Origin of the sequence: Geminocystis sp. NIES-3708, from assembly GCF_001548095.1 — a bacterium.
Classification (GTDB): Bacteria; Cyanobacteriota; Cyanobacteriia; order Cyanobacteriales; family Cyanobacteriaceae; genus Geminocystis.
The window spans coordinates 978,005-995,617 of record NZ_AP014815.1 but is presented as its reverse complement, the minus strand read 5'-3'; the positions used below and the strand labels follow the sequence as shown (position 1 = coordinate 995,617).

Sequence of the window (17,613 nt, the reverse complement as noted above, 5' to 3'; positions counted from 1 at the left end):
ACTGGTACAATAGAGCAGTACCATTTTGGTCTAGCCTATCAGCCTTATTTGGCTAGTTTACAATTACGATGGTTCAGACAAGGATTCCTTTCGTAGTCATGGTCAGTGTGCTAGACGGGATTCCGATTTAGGCTATCAGTTACCGCCGTTTAGCCCAGCTTCAGCGTATGAGATACCACCTCAGGTCACTGTGAGCTATGCTGTCACACGGTCAAATCGTGGGTAGGATTTTCACCGACAAGGATATAAAGTTATCAAGGTACATTAGATATAAACCTTGTCTAGCTTACGTTTTGGCTATTTTGCCTAGACTTTGGCTAGAACGAATCGCACATCAAAGATTGTAACCAGTGAATGTCAATTGATATTATTTCATATATATAGTGATTTTAATTAAGATTGAGACAAATTTTTGATTAATTATTATTAATAGAAAACTGTCTCATTTTTATTTTAAATAACTATAGTTAATTGGTAACAGTAAATGTACGATAATTGTTTTCTATATTCGTTCTAATAATTCTTTTTTCTTAGCCTCAAATTCTTCTTCAGACAAGATACCTTGCTGTCTCAATTTGCCTAATTTTTCTAAAGATTCATAAACATTAGTCACTTCATCTTGATTATCTTCTAAGTCAGAAACATAAGATTTGCCTTTTTTGTATGCAGACTCATAGGCTTTTTTTGCGTTTTCGATATTAAAATCAAGTAGTGAACCTGAATCAGAAAAGATATTAATGGCAACTTGTCCTACTGCATAAGTAGAAGCACCTGACATAACAGACATAGAAGCCCCCCCCACAATACTCCCAATACCTGGAATAGCTTTGATCATACTTGCCCCGATACTGGCTAAAGTTGTGCCGGTAAGTGCCGAAACAAAAGTTTTACCCACATTTTGGGAATAATTTACTTCGTAAAGATTTGCTAATTGCTGTAACATTTCTAGCTGAATAGCAGTAACGGCGGCAAAATCAACTAATGGTAGTGGTATAAGCCCCCCACCCATTGCCCAAAGTACATGAGAACGGATAATTTTTTCTGCTTCAATTTGTTTACTCATTTTTATTTATTTATTTTAATTCTTTTAATTTTATCTTGGCAAAACTCCATATTCGGCATGATACCAGATCTAAAACCAAGCAATATCTTGTCCATCTTAGGCCCCAGTTCGATAGAAGGAAAATGATGAACACGGGATAGGTGGACAAGTGGACAGGGAGAAAAATTCTCAATATTTGTACATTTTTGGGATAATTTTATTTATTCACAAGAAATACCATTTATCTGTCTTCCAAGTCAGTCATCATCTATTTTTACGTCGAACTCAGGTATCTGAGGGGCTGATCTCCCTTATGCTAGAATTACACCATGTATAGTGCAAAAAGCTTATTCTAGCCCACCTCCTTCACCAGCCCAAGCACGAATATAGGAAATGGCATCGGACAGATTAGCCGCATTTGTAAGTTGAGTAGCTGCCGCCACCTCAACACTAGCACTGGGAGGAGGAGATCCCGAAGTTAACAAACCACCATTAACCGTCAAATTTTCAAAGATCATTGTATTAGTGCTAAGATACTGTACTCCTCCTTGGTAAGTGGGGATTACCAAAACAGGACTCTGAAATGCTATTTCCCCCGCTAGGCCGATTTCTGCCCCGATAGATTGACTAGCACCATTCATCAACACAAAACTAGAACTACCACTGGCATAGGCTTGAACAGAAGAACTGTTCTTACTAGAATTGCCACTACGCCAAGCACGAATATAAGAAATGCCATCAGCAATAGTTGCCGATGTTGCTGCATCAATTTTCCCAGCAACGGCCACTTCTACACTGGGACTGGCACCAGAAAGCAGAGTCGGTGTACCAGGATCTACCGCTAGACCGAAAAATGCTTGGGCATTTGTACTAAGATTAAGAGTTGTGTCAACTAGAACTGGAGTTACAATAACACCTTGAAGAAATACTAGACTTTTTGAAGCGCCAATTTCTGCCCCAATGGATTGACTAGCACCGTTCATCAACACGATGGTGGAACTACCACTGGCATAGGCTTGGGTAGAAGAACTGCTATTACTCGAATAACCACGGCGCCAAGCACGAGTATAGGAAACTCCATCGGCAAGACTAGGAGCATTGGTAATCAAGTCGGCGACTACTGTCTCTATACTAGTCGCATTAGAACTGGGGATTGCTAAAGGTGCACCAGGATTGACGGTTAGGTCAAATATAATAGGGCTATTTGTGTCAAGACTATCTATTGTCGTTAAGTTTACGCTAACATCTCCTATCCCAGGTGTTGCCCCGCCAAAAATAAATCCTTTTGGAACAGAAATTTCCCCACCGATGGATTGACTGGCACCATTCATCAATACGATAGTGGAACTACCACTGGCGTAAGTCTGTTGTGCTGAAACGGAGGAAGATGTAAATACACCTAGCCCTGTTATCCCTAACGCAATCACTAAATCTACTTTCATTTTTGTCATTATTTTTATTGATTAATATACTTTGAAATAGAATGCTAAGGTGATTTTCAGAAAAATTTGTACCAGTCATTACCCGAGTTCGATATAAAAATAGATGAGGCTGACTTGGAAGACAGGCAGACAGGAAGATTATATTTTTGGTGAATGAATAAAGTTCTCTAAAAAGTACATCAAATATTGACAATTTTTTTCCCTGTCCACTTGTCCACTTGTCCACTTGTCTAGTCTTCATCATTTTCTTTATGGTTCACTGAGGTGAACTGAGGTTAGTGATTAGCCTTAGATAACCTATTGCTTTTTTAATTTACTGGTATTTTATACTGAAAATCTCTTAGGAGGACTCAATGATCTGAATTAAACTGATGGAATCTGAATCATGGTTAGGTTTGAGATGGCAGAAAAGTTGCCAAGACCATCCCCTGTTAAGATACCAGCATTATTGGTTAAATTATTGGCCACTCTTAAGTCTAGGTTACTATCGCTATTGAAGTCTCCTACCGTTACACTGTAGGCAGATAAATTAGCACTGAGGGCGATATCTGTTTTTGGACTAAACCCACCACTGCCGTTGTTGAGGAAGACAGACAGGGTATTCGATTTGTTGTTATTAACGACTAAATCAAAATCCCCGTCCTTGTCAAAATCGCCAACGGCAACGGAGTTGGGGCTTGTACCTGTCAGATAATCCGTCTTTGTCCCGAAGGTACCATCACCTGCTCCCTGGAAGATAGAAACTGTATTGGCACTATAATTGGTTACGGCTAAATCTGATTTACCGTCTCCGTTAAAGTCCTCCACGGCCATGGCCGATGGTTTAGAACCTGTGGTTAAAGAGGTAGGAGAGGAGAAGCCACCCGCTCCATTGCCTAAGAAAACGGAAACGGTATTATTACCATAATTAGCTACGGCCATATCTTTGTTACTATCTTCGTTAAAGTCTCCAGTCACCACAAACACAGGATTAGTACCAGTGGTAACGGTGGTGATTGTTGGTGAGGCTGTACCATTGCTGAGAAATACTGAGACATTATTCGTTGTCTTATTTGGTAAAATTAGGTCTAGACCTGCATGACCATTCAAGTTGGTTACTGCCCCTCCTCCTGGTTTTTTATTAGTGGGAAAGGTGACACGAGAAAGATAACCCCCCGCACCGTTATTGATAGCCACATAGAAAGCATTGAGGGAGTTTGTATAACCAATGTCGGATAAGTTGTCTCCGTTAAACTCGGCAATGATGGTGGTGCGTACAGAGTTCACTGCTAAAATATCCGTAGATAAAGAAGGTGCTGTTTGAGTTACGGCTTTAACCGTCACGGCAATGGAGTCACTATCTTGTTTAGCACCACCTGAGCCTGTATTGCCATTATCGTTGACTGTTAGGTTAATTGTATCTGAGCCGCTAAAGGTACTATTACTTTGATAGATGAGGTTCTTTAAGGCGGCATTGACATTATTGAGGGTACCGCTAAAGGTTAGGTTACTGCTACCACTACCCCCCGCCGAGATGGTTAAACCTGTGGTACTGGCTAGGGTGATGGTTCCTGATGTGGCGGAAAGGGTGACAGTTTGGTTGCCACTACCTGCATCTACATCTGCAATGCTTATACCACCGAGGATCAGGGGGGTATTTTGGTTGACAGTTTTTGCACTTGGGACTGTTATCACAGGGGCTTGGTTAGGGACTTGGTTAGGGGCAACGTAGAGTTGAACGTCATTCCCTGTGCCTCCTTGATAGGTGATTAAGAGTTTGTCACCTCCGATGGTGGCGACGGTGGCTCCTTCTGCTAATCCTGTGAAGGTTCCTGTTACTGCATCGGTGCCATCATTATTGATTAGGGTATAAACAGTATCGGCGGTGGGGGTATAGTTGCTGATGTCGAGATTCAGGGTTGAGCCAACTAAGTCCACTGCTCCCGTTAGGTTAAGGGTGTCAAAGCGATTAATACCTGAGTTGTAGTCAATTTTTATGGTGTCATTGAGGTAGAGGTTACCTGCAATGTTCACACTTGCCCCTAGGGTGGTTGTGCCGACTAAAGTACTGTTATCGTTGTCTTGGTTAATAAATATATTGCCGGTGGTGGTGATGCTGGTGGTGTCACCAAGGTTAATGGTATTTGATAATAGGTTGATATTGCCTGAAGTACTAGTAATTGCACTGCTATTAATCAGGTTAATGTCAAAGCCTGTATCTTTGGCGGTTAAGGTAATATTGCCACTGGCATTAATAGTCTGGTTAACGATTATGCTTTCTGTGGAACTCAAATTAACTTGTCCATTATTGACACTAACTCCGCTTAATCCTTCCACGGTATCAATGGTTAAAGTACCTGTATTTTTAATGGCAATATCTCCGCTTGTGGATGCCCTCGCCGCTAAATTGGTTACTTGTGTTTCTATGGCATTCGTTATTGTACCGATACCGTTGCTAGTATCTAGTTTGGCAGATGTAGCTGTGAAATTATTGCTATCATCATTAAAATCTTGTATGTTGCCAGAATCGATGTCCACCGTGATGGTCTTTGTGCCTCCGGCAATGATAGGGGAAACTAATCTCAAGTTACCACTAGTGATACTAATGCTTATATCACCATCATTAGTTTTAATACCCCCTCCACCTACATCAATACCACCGATCGCTCGACGGAGGATAATATCACCTACTCCCGTTGTTTCATAACCGCTAATAGTAGTAGAGACATCTAAATCAATGCCACTTAAAGCGAAAGCGGTGGAAGTACCTGATGTAATATTATTAACTCCGATACCGTTATTGTCTGTAATTTTGCCATCTTCTGCAATTAAATCTATATTGAATTGAGCTGACACAGTATTGATATTCAAGTCACCGCCTACGGCTTTTAGTGCGCTCGAACCGCTTCCTGTGGCAGTAACATTTTTAACTGTCAACCCTCCACTGGTATCTGTCACTCTGACATCCCCTGTCTGTGCAATGGCATTCAGGGTGTTAGCATTGATTTGAATAGTATTAATAATTGCATTGCTATTTAAAATCAATTCATTAGCGATAATATCCGTTGTACTGGAGTTATTATCATGGGTAATATTACTAGTAGGAGCATTGAGAGTAATATTGTTGCTACTACCGTTAAGGGCAATAACTTCGATCGAATTTCCATTGATGGTAAGGTTATCGGTAAAGGTAGCATTATTAATTTTGACTGCACCAGTTTTATCGTTGCCGATTGTAATCTTACTAAATCCATCTTTAAAACTAGCGATTTCTGTGGATGTCAGATTTAATGTACCACTTGCTGAACCAAGTCCGATGGAAGTGTTATCTGTTTTTTGCGTGATTAATAATTCACCACCACTAGAAATACTGTTATTACCACCTGCAAGGTTAATAGTGTCAGTTTCTAAGGTAATTTTGCCAGTACTACTGATGATCGAGCCACTATTAAAAATATTGATACCTATACTGGAATTATTGGCACTACCTGTTAAGGTAATGTTACCGCTCTTACTTTGTATTTTTGAATTTTCAAGGCTAATACCATCACTAGAAGTACCATTCCCCCCTATACCCGTGATCATTATATCGGCGCTGTCAGTAGCAGATATTTCACTTAAATTGACTATATTGACACCAACATTTAACTGTGTACCACTTCCTCCCGTTCCAGTAACACTTACGTCACCATCAATAGATGTTACTTTACTCTTATTCTCTACACGAACTCCGTCATTATTACTATCACTAGCTGTGGTTGATCCGTTTCCTACGATTGTAATAGTAGAAGCAGACTGTCCAGTTCCTGTAGAAGAGATTGTAGCATTGAGCAATAACAAAACACCATGATTTCCACTTTGTCCAGAACCACCTAAACCTGTCACCTTAATCGCCCCATCGATGGAGGTAATTTTGCCACTTTGTTCAATATCCACCCCCGCATTTTGACTTGCCTTGTTAGAAATTGAACCACCATTTCCCTCGATGGTAATGGTAGCAGCATCAGCACCCGTTCCTGTGGAGGAAATTTCTCCTGAAAATATGACTTGAACACCATAATTAAAAGTAGTACCTACTGAGTCACCTGTCGCTCCTGCTGTGCCACTAATGAAGATTGCTCCATTTTTGGAAGTAATTTTACCAGTATTATCTACACGAACCCCACGATTTCCTCCAGTGGAGAGGGGATTTCCTGAACCTTGTCCAATAACGGTAATAGTGGCTTTACCTGTGGAAGAAATCACTCCTCCACCTTCGATCGAAACTCCTCGATTATTACTACCACTACCTCCTCCCGTGCCTTCAATGGTAATATCACCGTCAATGGATGTAATAGCACTACTGCCTCCCGTAACTTGTACTCCATAGTTCGTACTTACAGCATTTTCACTACCAAAACCCTTGATGTTGATAGTTGCTTTACCCGTAGATTCAATTTTTGCACCACCAATGATTCTTACCCCTAGTTGGGTTGTTCCAGTACCTCCTCCTGTACCAGTAAGGACAATATTGCCATCATTGGATTGAACTGTACTATTATTGAGACGAATCCCATCATTGTTATTACCCGTGGCAGAGGTAGAGCCTTGACCTGTAATGGTAATAGTTGCAGCATTGGCTCCTGTTCCTGTTGATGAGATTTGTCCTGTTCCGCCCAAGTAAACACCATAATTATCATTCGTGCCATTACCACCAGTACCTCTAACTGAGATCGCGCCATTCAAAGAGCTAATCTTTGTATTCGCTCCGTCAATATAGACTCCAATATTTTCGACATTGCTTGTAGATGTTCCTTGACCTGTGACAGTAATGGCGGCAGCATTGGCTCCCGTTCCTGTTGAGGTGATGCCCCCACCAGTCACCAACGCAACACCATAACTTCTGAAACCTGCATCGGTGCCAGTGCCCTTGACTGTTATATTTCCTGTTTCTGAAGTGATTAATCCATTACTAGCAATCCATATACCTCGACTTTGTGCACCTTTACCACCAGTACCTGTTATAGAGATCGCCCCAGCAATGGAAGAGATTTTACTATTTGTGCCTTCAATGCGAACGCCGTCATTACTCCCCCCCGTACTATTTAGGGAGCCTTGACCTGTAACAGTAATAGTGGCAGCATTGGCTCCTGTCCCTGTGGAAGAAATTACGCCACCATTTATAGCATTACCAATGAGATAGACACCATAGTTTCCAGATCCTGTGCCACTTCCCGTGCCATTGACTGCAATATTTCCCGTTCCAGAAGTAACTACTCCATTGTTAAATACTACTACCCCACGATTACCATTTGTACCGTTACCTGCTGTGCCTGTAATAGCGATCGCTCCTGCCACAGAAGAAATCTTGCTATTCGTTCCGTCAATGCGTACTCCATCGTTATCAATGTTGCCTGTAGCAGTAATTGCCCCCTCACCTGTGACATTGATTTGGGCAGCATTTGCGTCTATTCCCGTTGAGACAATACTTCCTCCTGATGTTAACCATACACCATAGTTACTGATCCCCGTATTACCACCAGTTCCATTAACTGATATATTGCCTATTTCTGAAGTTATTAAACCATTATTAACGAGTAATACTCCTCGATTTTGTTGAGAACCTGTACCCGCAGTACCCGTAATGGAAATTGAACCGTTTTTTGCCGTTATTTGACTATTAACATTCTCTATACGAACACCATCATTACCATTTCCTGTTCCACTTTTTGAACCTTCTCCGATTAAAGTTATTTTGCCAGAATTGGTCTGAATTATTTTTGATTCGGAAACGATAGCAATACCAATATTCGTTCCACCTTGACCGTCGGCTGTGCCTTGGACAGTCATAGAACCTGTTGCGGAAGTAATTGCCCCTTTATCTGAGAGCAAAACACCACTATTAAAACCTGTTCCTGTTCCTCCTTTACCTTCAATGTCGATCGAACCACTGACAGAGGAAATTAAAGTATTTTCTCCTTGAACACGAATGCCATAATTCCCAGTACCAGTACCTAATAAAGAACCCTGACTTGTTATTTTTATGATACCTGTTCCAGTGGAACTTATTTTTCCTTTGTTAACAACATGAACACCATAACTTTCCCCAGCTTTGCCTCCGCCTGTGCCGTCGATGGTGATATTTCCACTACCTGTTGACGTGATAGCACTACCGTTTCCGTCAATCATTACGCCTCGATTATTACTGCCTGTAGCTGAAGTTGATGCTTTTCCTGTTACGGTAATGTTTGCTTTTCCACTGGAAGAAATAACCCCACTGCTTTCGATCGAAACCCCTCGATTATTACCCCCGCTACCTCCTCCAGTGCCTTCGATGGTAATGTCACCATCAATGGATGTAATGGCACTATTTACTCCCGTAACTTGCACTCCATAGTTAGTATCAACACCACTTGTACTACCTTGACCTATTATATCAATAGTGGCGTTTCCTGTCGATTTTACCTGTCCTCCACCAGTGATACGAACTCCTAAATTCGCACCCCCCGTACCACCTCCCGTACCAGTAATATTGATCGAACCATCTTTTGCACTTACTTGAGTATTTGTTCCTTCTATGCGAATACCATCATTGTCATTTGTGCCATTAATTGCTAGTCCGATTAAGCTAATCTTTCCTGTGTCTGTGGCGGTGATTTGTGACTGAGAATATATGTGAATCCCAATATTAGCACCTCCACTCAAATTGTTATTGGTTGTTCCTTGGATGGTAATGGTGCCAGTTTCTGTTGTCACCTGTGAAACATCAGCTATACGAACACCATCATTAAAACTACTCCCAGTTCTCGCTATACCCATGAGTTCGATCGAGCCACTCACCGAAGAAATTAAACTATCAGCACCCACCATGCGAATACCATCATTTCCCCCATTCAATCCTGATAAAGAACCTTGACCTGTTATTTTAATGGTGGCGGTAGTGGTGGAGATAATTTCACTGCCGTTGAGCAAATAAACTCCATACTGATCATTACCGTTGCCTCCTCCCGTACCATTCAGATCGATTGCACCTGTACTAGAAGTGATGAGACTGTCATTAACAATAATTCCTTGATAATTACCTGTTGCTTCACCTTTTGCTGTCAGATTGATATTTCCCTTCGTGGTAGTTAAACTTGAACCACTGGCAAAGTTGATAGCTTGTCCTGTTGTCCAAGTTACATCTCCATTATCATTAAGAAGATCGATCGTAGTGGTGGCAACGCTAGAAGCAACATTAATATTTTGAACTTCATCTAGGATAAAATCATTAATTGTAATACTACCATTGAGATTAACTAGATCTCCACTGGTATAACCATTACCATCGATGATTATATCGGACTGAAAAGCAGTGCCGACACTGTTAATATTGAAGGTATCTTCCCCTCCATCACGACTGATGATGATATTTTCATTGGTGACGGTGAAGGTAGGATCAACGTTAATAGTTACATCCGTATCTGTTAAATTGCCATTAGCAACGATCGTTACTACTGGGGCACTCGTACTCCTTGAAAACTCTGATGTATTGTCATTAATGTCGGTTGCCGTGGCTGTAATATTAGATGAACCTGTGGGAGGAGTAAAGGTAAAATCAACATTACCATCATTTCCTGTTGTAACTTGTTGAAAACCTAAATAAGTCTGCCCTTCACCATTGCCACTGGGATCGATTGTTGTATTGCTGAAAAACTCAATCCGAAAATCTGTGTCAGGAGTACTATTGAGACTACCCTTAACCAAACCAGTACTATACTGAATTAATAAGGGATAGTTTTGAAGATTATTGATTCCAGTATCGGGATCATTTAAGTCGTTGGGTTCTACTGTGTTATTTCCTACTAAATCAATGCCTAAATTTGTATTACTAAAAATACTATTGCCTAAAATACTATTTCCTTGATTTCCCGTGCCGTCAAGAATAACAACTCCATTCCCTTGATTGTAAGCAATTTTGTTTCCTGCTCCTGATGCTGTACCGCCGATCGTATTATTCGCTCCTGTAACTCTTACACCACTACCACTACCATTACCTAAAGAATTATTCCCACTGACATCCGTACCGATATAGTTACCTTGTACAATATTGTTACTAGCATTAGATGGAGTATCTGCGTAGATAGCAACTCCACTGAAGCCATTACCTGAGATGATATTCCGAGCTGTAGTTGTTACTCCGCCAATGGTATGGTTAGAAGAACCAATATAAACACCGTGAACTCCATTTCCTATTGCTGATGTGCCATTAACATTAGTACCAATATAATTACCCCGAGCAAAATTATTGTTGCCGAAGAAAAGAACACCTACATTTCCATTACCAGAAATTAAATTCCCCTCATTGGTGTCATTTATGCCATCTTCGTCACTGCCAATAATGTTATTATTACCTGAATTAACAAAAACACCAAATGAGTTACCTGCCCCAGATGTTCCGGTGGCATTAGTACCAATATAATTACCCTGTATTTTATTTCCTGTACTATTGATTAGGATGCCAATATTAGTAAAACGATTAATTATTAAGCCTTTAATAACACTATTACTAGAACCACCTCCCAAACTTAAACCGTTACCAACGTTATTATTACTATTTATTTCGATAATTGGACTATTAGTAAAACCGGGTTGACTTGTTCCATCAATAGTAACTTGTCCGGTAATTTCAGGCAAAGCAGTATTAAGAGTAATTGTCTGTACTCCACTACTTGCAATATTAAAGGTGATAGTATTTGCACCAGCGATCGCATTGGCATTGAGAATCGCCTGACGAAGACTGCCTTCACCACTGTCGTTGGTATTTGTCACGATAGTTTGAACTGGGGTAATTGTCCCGACTCCTTGGGTATCCCCTGCGGTGGCACCAGAAATATTAGAAAGATTGACGAAGAAAGTTTCACCAGGGGCGGTAATGTTACCCGATGCAATATTAACCGTAAAGGTTTTGCTGGTTTGTCCTGCGGTAATAGTTTGACCTGTTAGGGCAACAGCGGTGTAGTCACTACCTGCCGTAGCTGTATTATTAGCAGTGGCAAGATTAAAGGTGACATCCCCAGGAGTAGGGGATGACAGACTGACGGTAAAGATTGCGGTACCTGCAATCTCGTTAACAGTGACATCATTAATGGATAGAGTAGAGAGAACGTTGACCGTACCATAGAGATTAACATTGTTGAATGTACTGCCCGTACTAATACCGCCATTGTTAAGAGCAGTATTATTACTAAAAGTAATACCATTGACATTGACGGTAGGAGCCGTAGTAAGTCCTGCTTGGGTCTTGAGGGCATCGGTGACGGCAAAAATAGCACCCCCCAGCCCTTGACCGTTATTAGCTCCTGTTCCTCCCGTAGCACCGTTATTGCTAAAGCTAGTGTTATTAAGGATGAGGGAACCAGAGCGGATGAAAATCGCCCCCCCCAACCCAGCACCACCACCACCAGCACCACCAATACCATCACCAAAACCACCAGCACCACCAATACCATCACCAAAACCACCAGCACCACCAAAAGTAGCACTTCCAGCACCACCAGCACCACCAAAACCACCAGCACCACCTATAGAAGCACCACCACCAGCACCACCAAAACCACCAGCACCACCTATAGAAGCACCACCACCAGCAGCACCACCACCGAAAGGAGAGCCTAAACCACTACCACCCGCACCAGCAATATCACCACCATTCCCACTAAAACCACCACCACCAATACCACCACCAGCACCACCAGCACCACCAAAATCACCGCCACCACCACGAAAACCACCACCATTACCACCAAAACCACCACCACCATTAGAGTTACCATTACCACCATTACCACCGATCACCTGATTATTGGTGAAAGCCACATCGGTTAGTGTTACATTAGTAGGTACTTGATTGCCGTCAAACTTACCATTAATAAACAAAGCACCCCCAGCACCCATACCGCCACCGCTACCATCTCCTCCTTTACCCCGTCCATTGGCAAAGGTTAGCCCCGAAATGGTTACATTACCTTGGTTGATGAACATAATCCGCACATCCCCCGCATCGTTGCTACTATTATTATTGGCATCACCGCTCAGGGTTAATAAATTCGTTCCTGTACCTGTAATTGTCAGGTCATCGGTAATAATCGGCAACATGGAAGACAGACGAATCGTATCAGGAGTGGAGTCCGTAAAAATAGACCCTGTAAAAGTAATCACATCTGCCCCAGAGTTGGCATTGGCATCTATGATCGCCTGACGTAAAGAACCCGCTCCACTGTCGTTGGTATTGGTAACGGTAAAACTAGCCGCTTCGATTTGTACTATTTCTCCATCCACAACAATAGTATTGAAATCATTTTGGGATTTTATTTCCTGTACATTAGCTAAAGTTAAACTACCCTCTCTTACAAAAGCCGAAAAAAGTTCCCCTTCATCCCCTGGGGTATCGCTAACATTGAGAAGGGTATCAACATGATGTCCGTATTCTTCTAATAAAACCTTGGTAATTAGATCTGTATTATTACTGTCGATTAATTCCTGAGATAAGTAAATCTGACCTGTTTGTGCGGAGTAAGCCCCTAAAGCACCATTAATTACTGATGAATTCAGTACAACCACTGTGGGTAATGTCCAACTTTGATTAAGCCATTGTTGTTGTAGACTTTCAACTTGAATATTCTCCCCAAATACCTCTTCCATTAAAGTAGTAAATTCAGCCGATGTAGCGAAGTGACTGAGAATAGGTGAGAGAAGATGTTGATAAGTCATCATATGATTAAAATTGTTTAGAAAATATAATAAAATTATTTACAAAATATATCAAACAGTAAACTTACTTAAGTAATATATATTTTTTTATATTGATATGATAATATATTTGTTTTAACTATAATCCACTAATACAATTACTCAACTTTATGTTTATAAATTGTTAATATTCTTTCCCAAAGAGGATAGTTATAAAGATCTTCCACAGCTTTAATGATATTATTCCATTATTGCCCCTGCAAGGAGAGGAGTAAGTGCTCAAGGTAGAAAAGAGATTGAATACAAATGGCTCTCATTTAGTAAATCACCTACAGACAAACCTATTACCATTGGTACAGTGTTTAGGTTAGCCATGGATGAAACGTATAAACCTTAGGGAAAAAACTATTCAGAGTCAGAGTTTTCCCTAAGTTACTATAGTTTAGAGCAATTCAGGAAAGACTTAGACAATCAAGAATGGTCAGAGTTTCAATTTGACTTAATTAGAAGTACTAATAATCTAAGTAAGAATTTTATGAAGGGTTTTAATGATAGTAATAAAATACTATCTATTCCTGAATTACAACCTGCAACTTTACCTATCATCCAGAACGTCGTTTACCATCAAAGGCAGACTATGATAGTAAAACTCAGCCATTAATCATCATTCCCACAAAATATAAAAATTAGCGTCGGAAAATTATTGCTTATCGTTCTATTTAATATTTTTTCAAATAATCTGTCAATAAAAAATCCTATAATGATTAAATAGCAATCCTTTTAGCAAAAATTATTAGTGAGCTATTGGCACAAAGTTGTATAAAACCAAAAAATTGACTCGTATGAGTTCGTAGAGTATAGCTGATGTACGTTAGTTAGGATTTCCCATTGGTGATGGACGTAGAAAGTTCGTATAAAATAATTGAATTTCTACGACTTCTCTTTTTCCTCGTCATGGAATAGATGAGAAAGTTGATACCTGTCCATCAAAATCAAATCAATGAGGGTTGAAACACTAATATCAAGTTGTCTGGCTTCCTCTAATAGTTTTTGATAACTAGAATACGGTTTTGTATCTCCAGCCTTATTCATTCCCATTGCTGAATCTAGTGATTTGATTTTAGATATACGTACATGGGTATTGAGAACTGTTTGTCAACAAAATCAACGTTGGCTATCAGCAGGATTTCCAGAGTTATGCGTTGCTGTTAATTTATCAGGAAAACACTTTCAACAGGAAAATTTAGCAGATGAGATAAGAGGCATCCTTCAAGAAACAAAGTTAAAACCCCATCAGTTAGAGTTAGAAATTACAGAGGGTTTATTGATAGATGATGTACAGAAAGCCATTAATATTCTGCAACAATTACACAATTATGGTTTTTTACTAGCTTTAGACGATTTTGGTACAGGTTTTTCCTCTCTCAGCTATTTGAAACGTTTTTCCTTAGATTTCCTGAAAATTGATCAGTCTTTTGTCAAAGGCATCCCTCATGATTCAGATGATAGCGCTATTACTTGTTCTGTGATCGCTCTTGCTCATAGCTTACAAATGAGTGTTATTGCTGAAGGAGTAGAAACCATAGAACAAGCAAACTATCTTCAAGATCATGGTTGTTATAAACTTCAAGGTTACTATTTTAGCCGCCCGATTCCAGCTCAAGATTTTACTCATTTATGGCAAGAAAAATTAAAAAAATATAATTGAACAACTCCTGCAAATATAATTAATAAAAAAAACTAATAACTTTTTTTATGACTTTGAATCAAAAAATAACCAACATTAATGGTACTATCGAAAATTTAGCACTTAGTTCTTATCCTTTCAGTAAAAATGATATTGAAAAATTAGGATTAAAAGGTATTCACTGTGGCTCAGGATTAAACTTACACCCAACTTGGTTAAATACCGATTTTCTAAAAATAGGAAATCAATTAGGAATAACATCAACTAGAGAAAAATTAGTTGTTATCAATGATAATAAATATTATTTAGAACATGATCAAACTCAACTTCTACCGATTGAGGGTGAAGTATTTGATTATGCTTTTTCAGAACATTTTATCGAGCATATTACGTTAAATCAAGCAGTAGAATGGTTAAAAGAAATTAGACGGATTCTCAAAATAGGTGGAGTTTTACGTTTAAGTACACCTGATTTATATTTATATGTTTCTGGATACTTAGATAATACCGAGAGTTTTTATAAGCAACATTGTGATAATCTTTCTAAAATGGGAATGAAAAATATCCCTCAACGAAAGGCTTGGATGATCAATCAAATTTTTCGATTTTGGGGACATCAATGGATTTATGATTTTGATGAAATTAAGACAATAGCGGTAGCGGCAGGATTCCACCCAGAAAATATAGTAAAATGTAGTTTTCAAGAAGGTTCTATCCCAGACATTTCTAAATTAGATTTACCTAATCGTAGTGATGAAAGTATTTATGTTGAAATTCATAAAACCTAATTTCTCTGTGCATAGGAATAGTAGTTTCTCGTTATTGATTATTTATGGTTAATTGCCTCATAACTGATAAAATCAGGGAAAATAAAAATATGGTTATAAATGAACATGATCAAATTTACATTATCGAAACTCTTAGCATTAATACTGGTCATCACCATTAGTTTTCTGGGCTATATAGACAGTGCGTCTGCTAATTTAACAGGTAAATATACAGAAGATACTTTAAGTGTCTTAGAAACTTTAACTACAGCTATTGAACTTCCAGTAGATGCAGACGTTGAAACCAAAAAAGCAACTCAAAAAGAAGCCAGACAACAGATTAATGATTATGTATCTAGGTATCGTAAAAATAGTAATTACAGTGGTTTAAAATCTTTTACCACTATGCAAACTGCCCTTAATTCCCTAGCAGGTTTTTACACTTCTTATGGTAATCGTCCTTTACCTGATAAACTTAAAGCTCGTATTAATCAAGAATTTAAACAGGTAGAATTTGCCCTTAAAAAAGGATATTAAAGCAATTAGACATTAACAATTAACAATTAAGCTTTTGATAAAGGATAAACTTTTTTGTTTGTTATTAATGAGCAACTATTTTTGTATGTAAGTATAGCACACAATTTTAGCCATAATTGGACAGCCTAAAAAAGATTATAGTTTAATTAGTCTCAATTTTTATCGTAGTTTTATTTTTATTGTTAAATTTCTCAGTCAATTATTAGGAGGATACTTATTTGTCTAATCAAATTAATGTTGCTATTTTAGGGGCGACTGGTGCAGTAGGTACGGAAATTATCGATTTATTGATAGAGCGTGATTTCCCCGTTAAAAATTTAAAATTATTATCCTCTCCTCGTTCAGCAGGGCAAAAAATCCCTTTTAAAAATCAGTTAATCGAAGTAGAAGCGGTTGACGAAAATTCTTTTAAAGACATTGATATAGTTTTAGCATCTGCAGGAGGTTCGACTTCTAAATACTGGGCAAATACAATTGTCTCATCAGGAGCAGTTATGATTGATAACTCCAGTGCTTTTCGGATGAATCCCGATGTTCCCTTAGTTATACCTGAAATTAATCCTCAAGAGGCTTTAGCTCATAAAGGCATCATTGCTAACCCCAATTGTACAACAATTTTAATGGGAGTTGCTATCTATCCTTTACATCAAATTCAACCAATAAAAAGAATTATAGTTTCTACTTATCAATCTGCCAGTGGTGCTGGTGCAAGAGCGATGGAAGAAGTAAAAATCCAAAGCCAAGCTATCTTAAAAGGAGAAAATCCTGTAGCTGAAGTGTTGCCCTATCCCTTAGCTTTTAATCTGTTTCCTCATAATTCCCCTTTAATGGATAATAATTATTGTGAAGAAGAGATGAAAATGGTTAACGAAACTTGTAAAATTTTTGGTGACGATTCCTTAAGGATTAGTGCCACTTGTATTAGAGTACCTGTATTAAGAGCTCATTCTGAAGCTATTAATATAGAATTTGCGAAGCCTTTTTCTATCACAAAAGCTAGAGAAATTATTGCCCAATCAAAAGGAGTCAAATTAGTTGAAGATTGGGATAGAAATTATTTTCCTATGCCTATAGATGCCACAGGGAAAGATGATGTTTTAGTCGGCAGAATTCGTCAAGATATATCTAATGATAATGCTATGGAATTATGGCTATGTGGTGATCAAATTCGTAAAGGTGCGGCATTAAATGCGGTGCAAATAGCTGAATTATTAATAAATCAAAAATCATAAATTTATCAATTATCAACAATGTTGGGTTAAAAAATAAAACCAAACCGACAATAAATCAATTACAACAACGTTTAAGTCAATTCTCTCCTAGTCTCCCAATCTCCCAGTCTCCTAATCTCATCTTCGCCAACAAATTTATATCACGGGCGAGTTATCCTTTCTTTTGGGTATCTGTTTTGTTGTTGTTCTCTGAGGTTAATGTCCATTTATTGTATAA

8 protein-coding genes are annotated in these 17,613 nt (G+C 39.0%); 4 read left to right on the top strand and 4 right to left on the bottom strand.

Annotation, left to right across the window (positions count from 1 at the left end; translation table 11 throughout):
- Positions 1-502: 502 nt before the first annotated feature.
- The 4 genes from GM3708_RS04320 to GM3708_RS18650 form a co-directional block, all read right to left on the bottom strand.
- Positions 503-1,063: a YcjF family protein gene (locus GM3708_RS04320; protein ID WP_066344403.1), complete on the bottom strand. Its 561-nt coding sequence runs from the start codon at positions 1,061-1,063 to the stop codon at positions 503-505.
- Between the two features lie 326 nt (positions 1,064-1,389).
- The gene (locus GM3708_RS04315; protein ID WP_066344402.1) at positions 1,390-2,493 is read right to left on the bottom strand and encodes a hypothetical protein; all 1,104 of its coding nucleotides are present in this window, start codon (positions 2,491-2,493) and stop codon (positions 1,390-1,392) included.
- A gap of 354 nt (positions 2,494-2,847) precedes the next feature.
- Entirely contained in the window at positions 2,848-13,197 is a 10,350-nt protein-coding gene (locus GM3708_RS04310) for an FG-GAP-like repeat-containing protein (protein WP_144439273.1), read from the bottom strand.
- Between the two features lie 906 nt (positions 13,198-14,103).
- Positions 14,104-14,271 carry a hypothetical protein gene (locus GM3708_RS18650; protein WP_158505848.1) on the bottom strand — a complete coding sequence of 56 codons (168 nt, stop codon included), beginning with the start codon at positions 14,269-14,271 and terminating at the stop codon, positions 14,104-14,106.
- A gap of 16 nt (positions 14,272-14,287) precedes the next feature.
- Here GM3708_RS18650 and GM3708_RS04305 point away from each other — a divergent pair, with 16 nt between their 5' ends.
- The 4 genes from GM3708_RS04305 to GM3708_RS04290 all read left to right on the top strand — a co-directional run bounded on the left by GM3708_RS04305 (position 14,288) and on the right by GM3708_RS04290 (position 17,396).
- Positions 14,288-14,881, top strand: a complete 594-nt coding sequence (locus GM3708_RS04305; RefSeq protein ID WP_231933068.1) for an EAL domain-containing protein — start codon at positions 14,288-14,290, stop codon at positions 14,879-14,881.
- Between the two features lie 47 nt (positions 14,882-14,928).
- Positions 14,929-15,648 carry a methyltransferase domain-containing protein gene (locus tag GM3708_RS04300; RefSeq protein WP_066344398.1) on the top strand — a complete coding sequence of 240 codons (720 nt, stop codon included), beginning with the start codon at positions 14,929-14,931 and terminating at the stop codon, positions 15,646-15,648.
- 105 nt (positions 15,649-15,753) lie between these two features.
- Positions 15,754-16,164 carry a photosystem II protein Psb27 gene (gene psb27, locus GM3708_RS04295; protein WP_173644992.1) on the top strand — a complete coding sequence of 137 codons (411 nt, stop codon included), beginning with the start codon at positions 15,754-15,756 and terminating at the stop codon, positions 16,162-16,164.
- Between the two features lie 218 nt (positions 16,165-16,382).
- Positions 16,383-17,396, top strand: coding sequence for an aspartate-semialdehyde dehydrogenase (locus tag GM3708_RS04290; RefSeq protein ID WP_066344396.1), 1,014 nt, complete (start codon positions 16,383-16,385; stop codon positions 17,394-17,396).
- Positions 17,397-17,613 lie beyond the last annotated feature (217 nt).

What these genes read in the sequence shown, in the direction of transcription:
- GM3708_RS04320 (WP_066344403.1), bottom strand. Translation starts at nt 1,063, where the DNA reads ATGAGTAAACAAATTGAAGCAGAAAAAATTATCCGTTCTCATGTACTT.
- GM3708_RS04315 (WP_066344402.1), bottom strand. Translation starts at nt 2,493, where the DNA reads ATGACAAAAATGAAAGTAGATTTAGTGATTGCGTTAGGGATAACAGGG.
- GM3708_RS04310 (WP_144439273.1), bottom strand. Translation starts at nt 13,197, where the DNA reads ATGATGACTTATCAACATCTTCTCTCACCTATTCTCAGTCACTTCGCT.
- GM3708_RS18650 (WP_158505848.1), bottom strand. Translation starts at nt 14,271, where the DNA reads ATGGGAATGAATAAGGCTGGAGATACAAAACCGTATTCTAGTTATCAA.
- GM3708_RS04300 (WP_066344398.1), top strand. Translation starts at nt 14,929, where the DNA reads ATGACTTTGAATCAAAAAATAACCAACATTAATGGTACTATCGAAAAT.
- psb27 (WP_173644992.1), top strand. Translation starts at nt 15,754, where the DNA reads ATGATCAAATTTACATTATCGAAACTCTTAGCATTAATACTGGTCATC.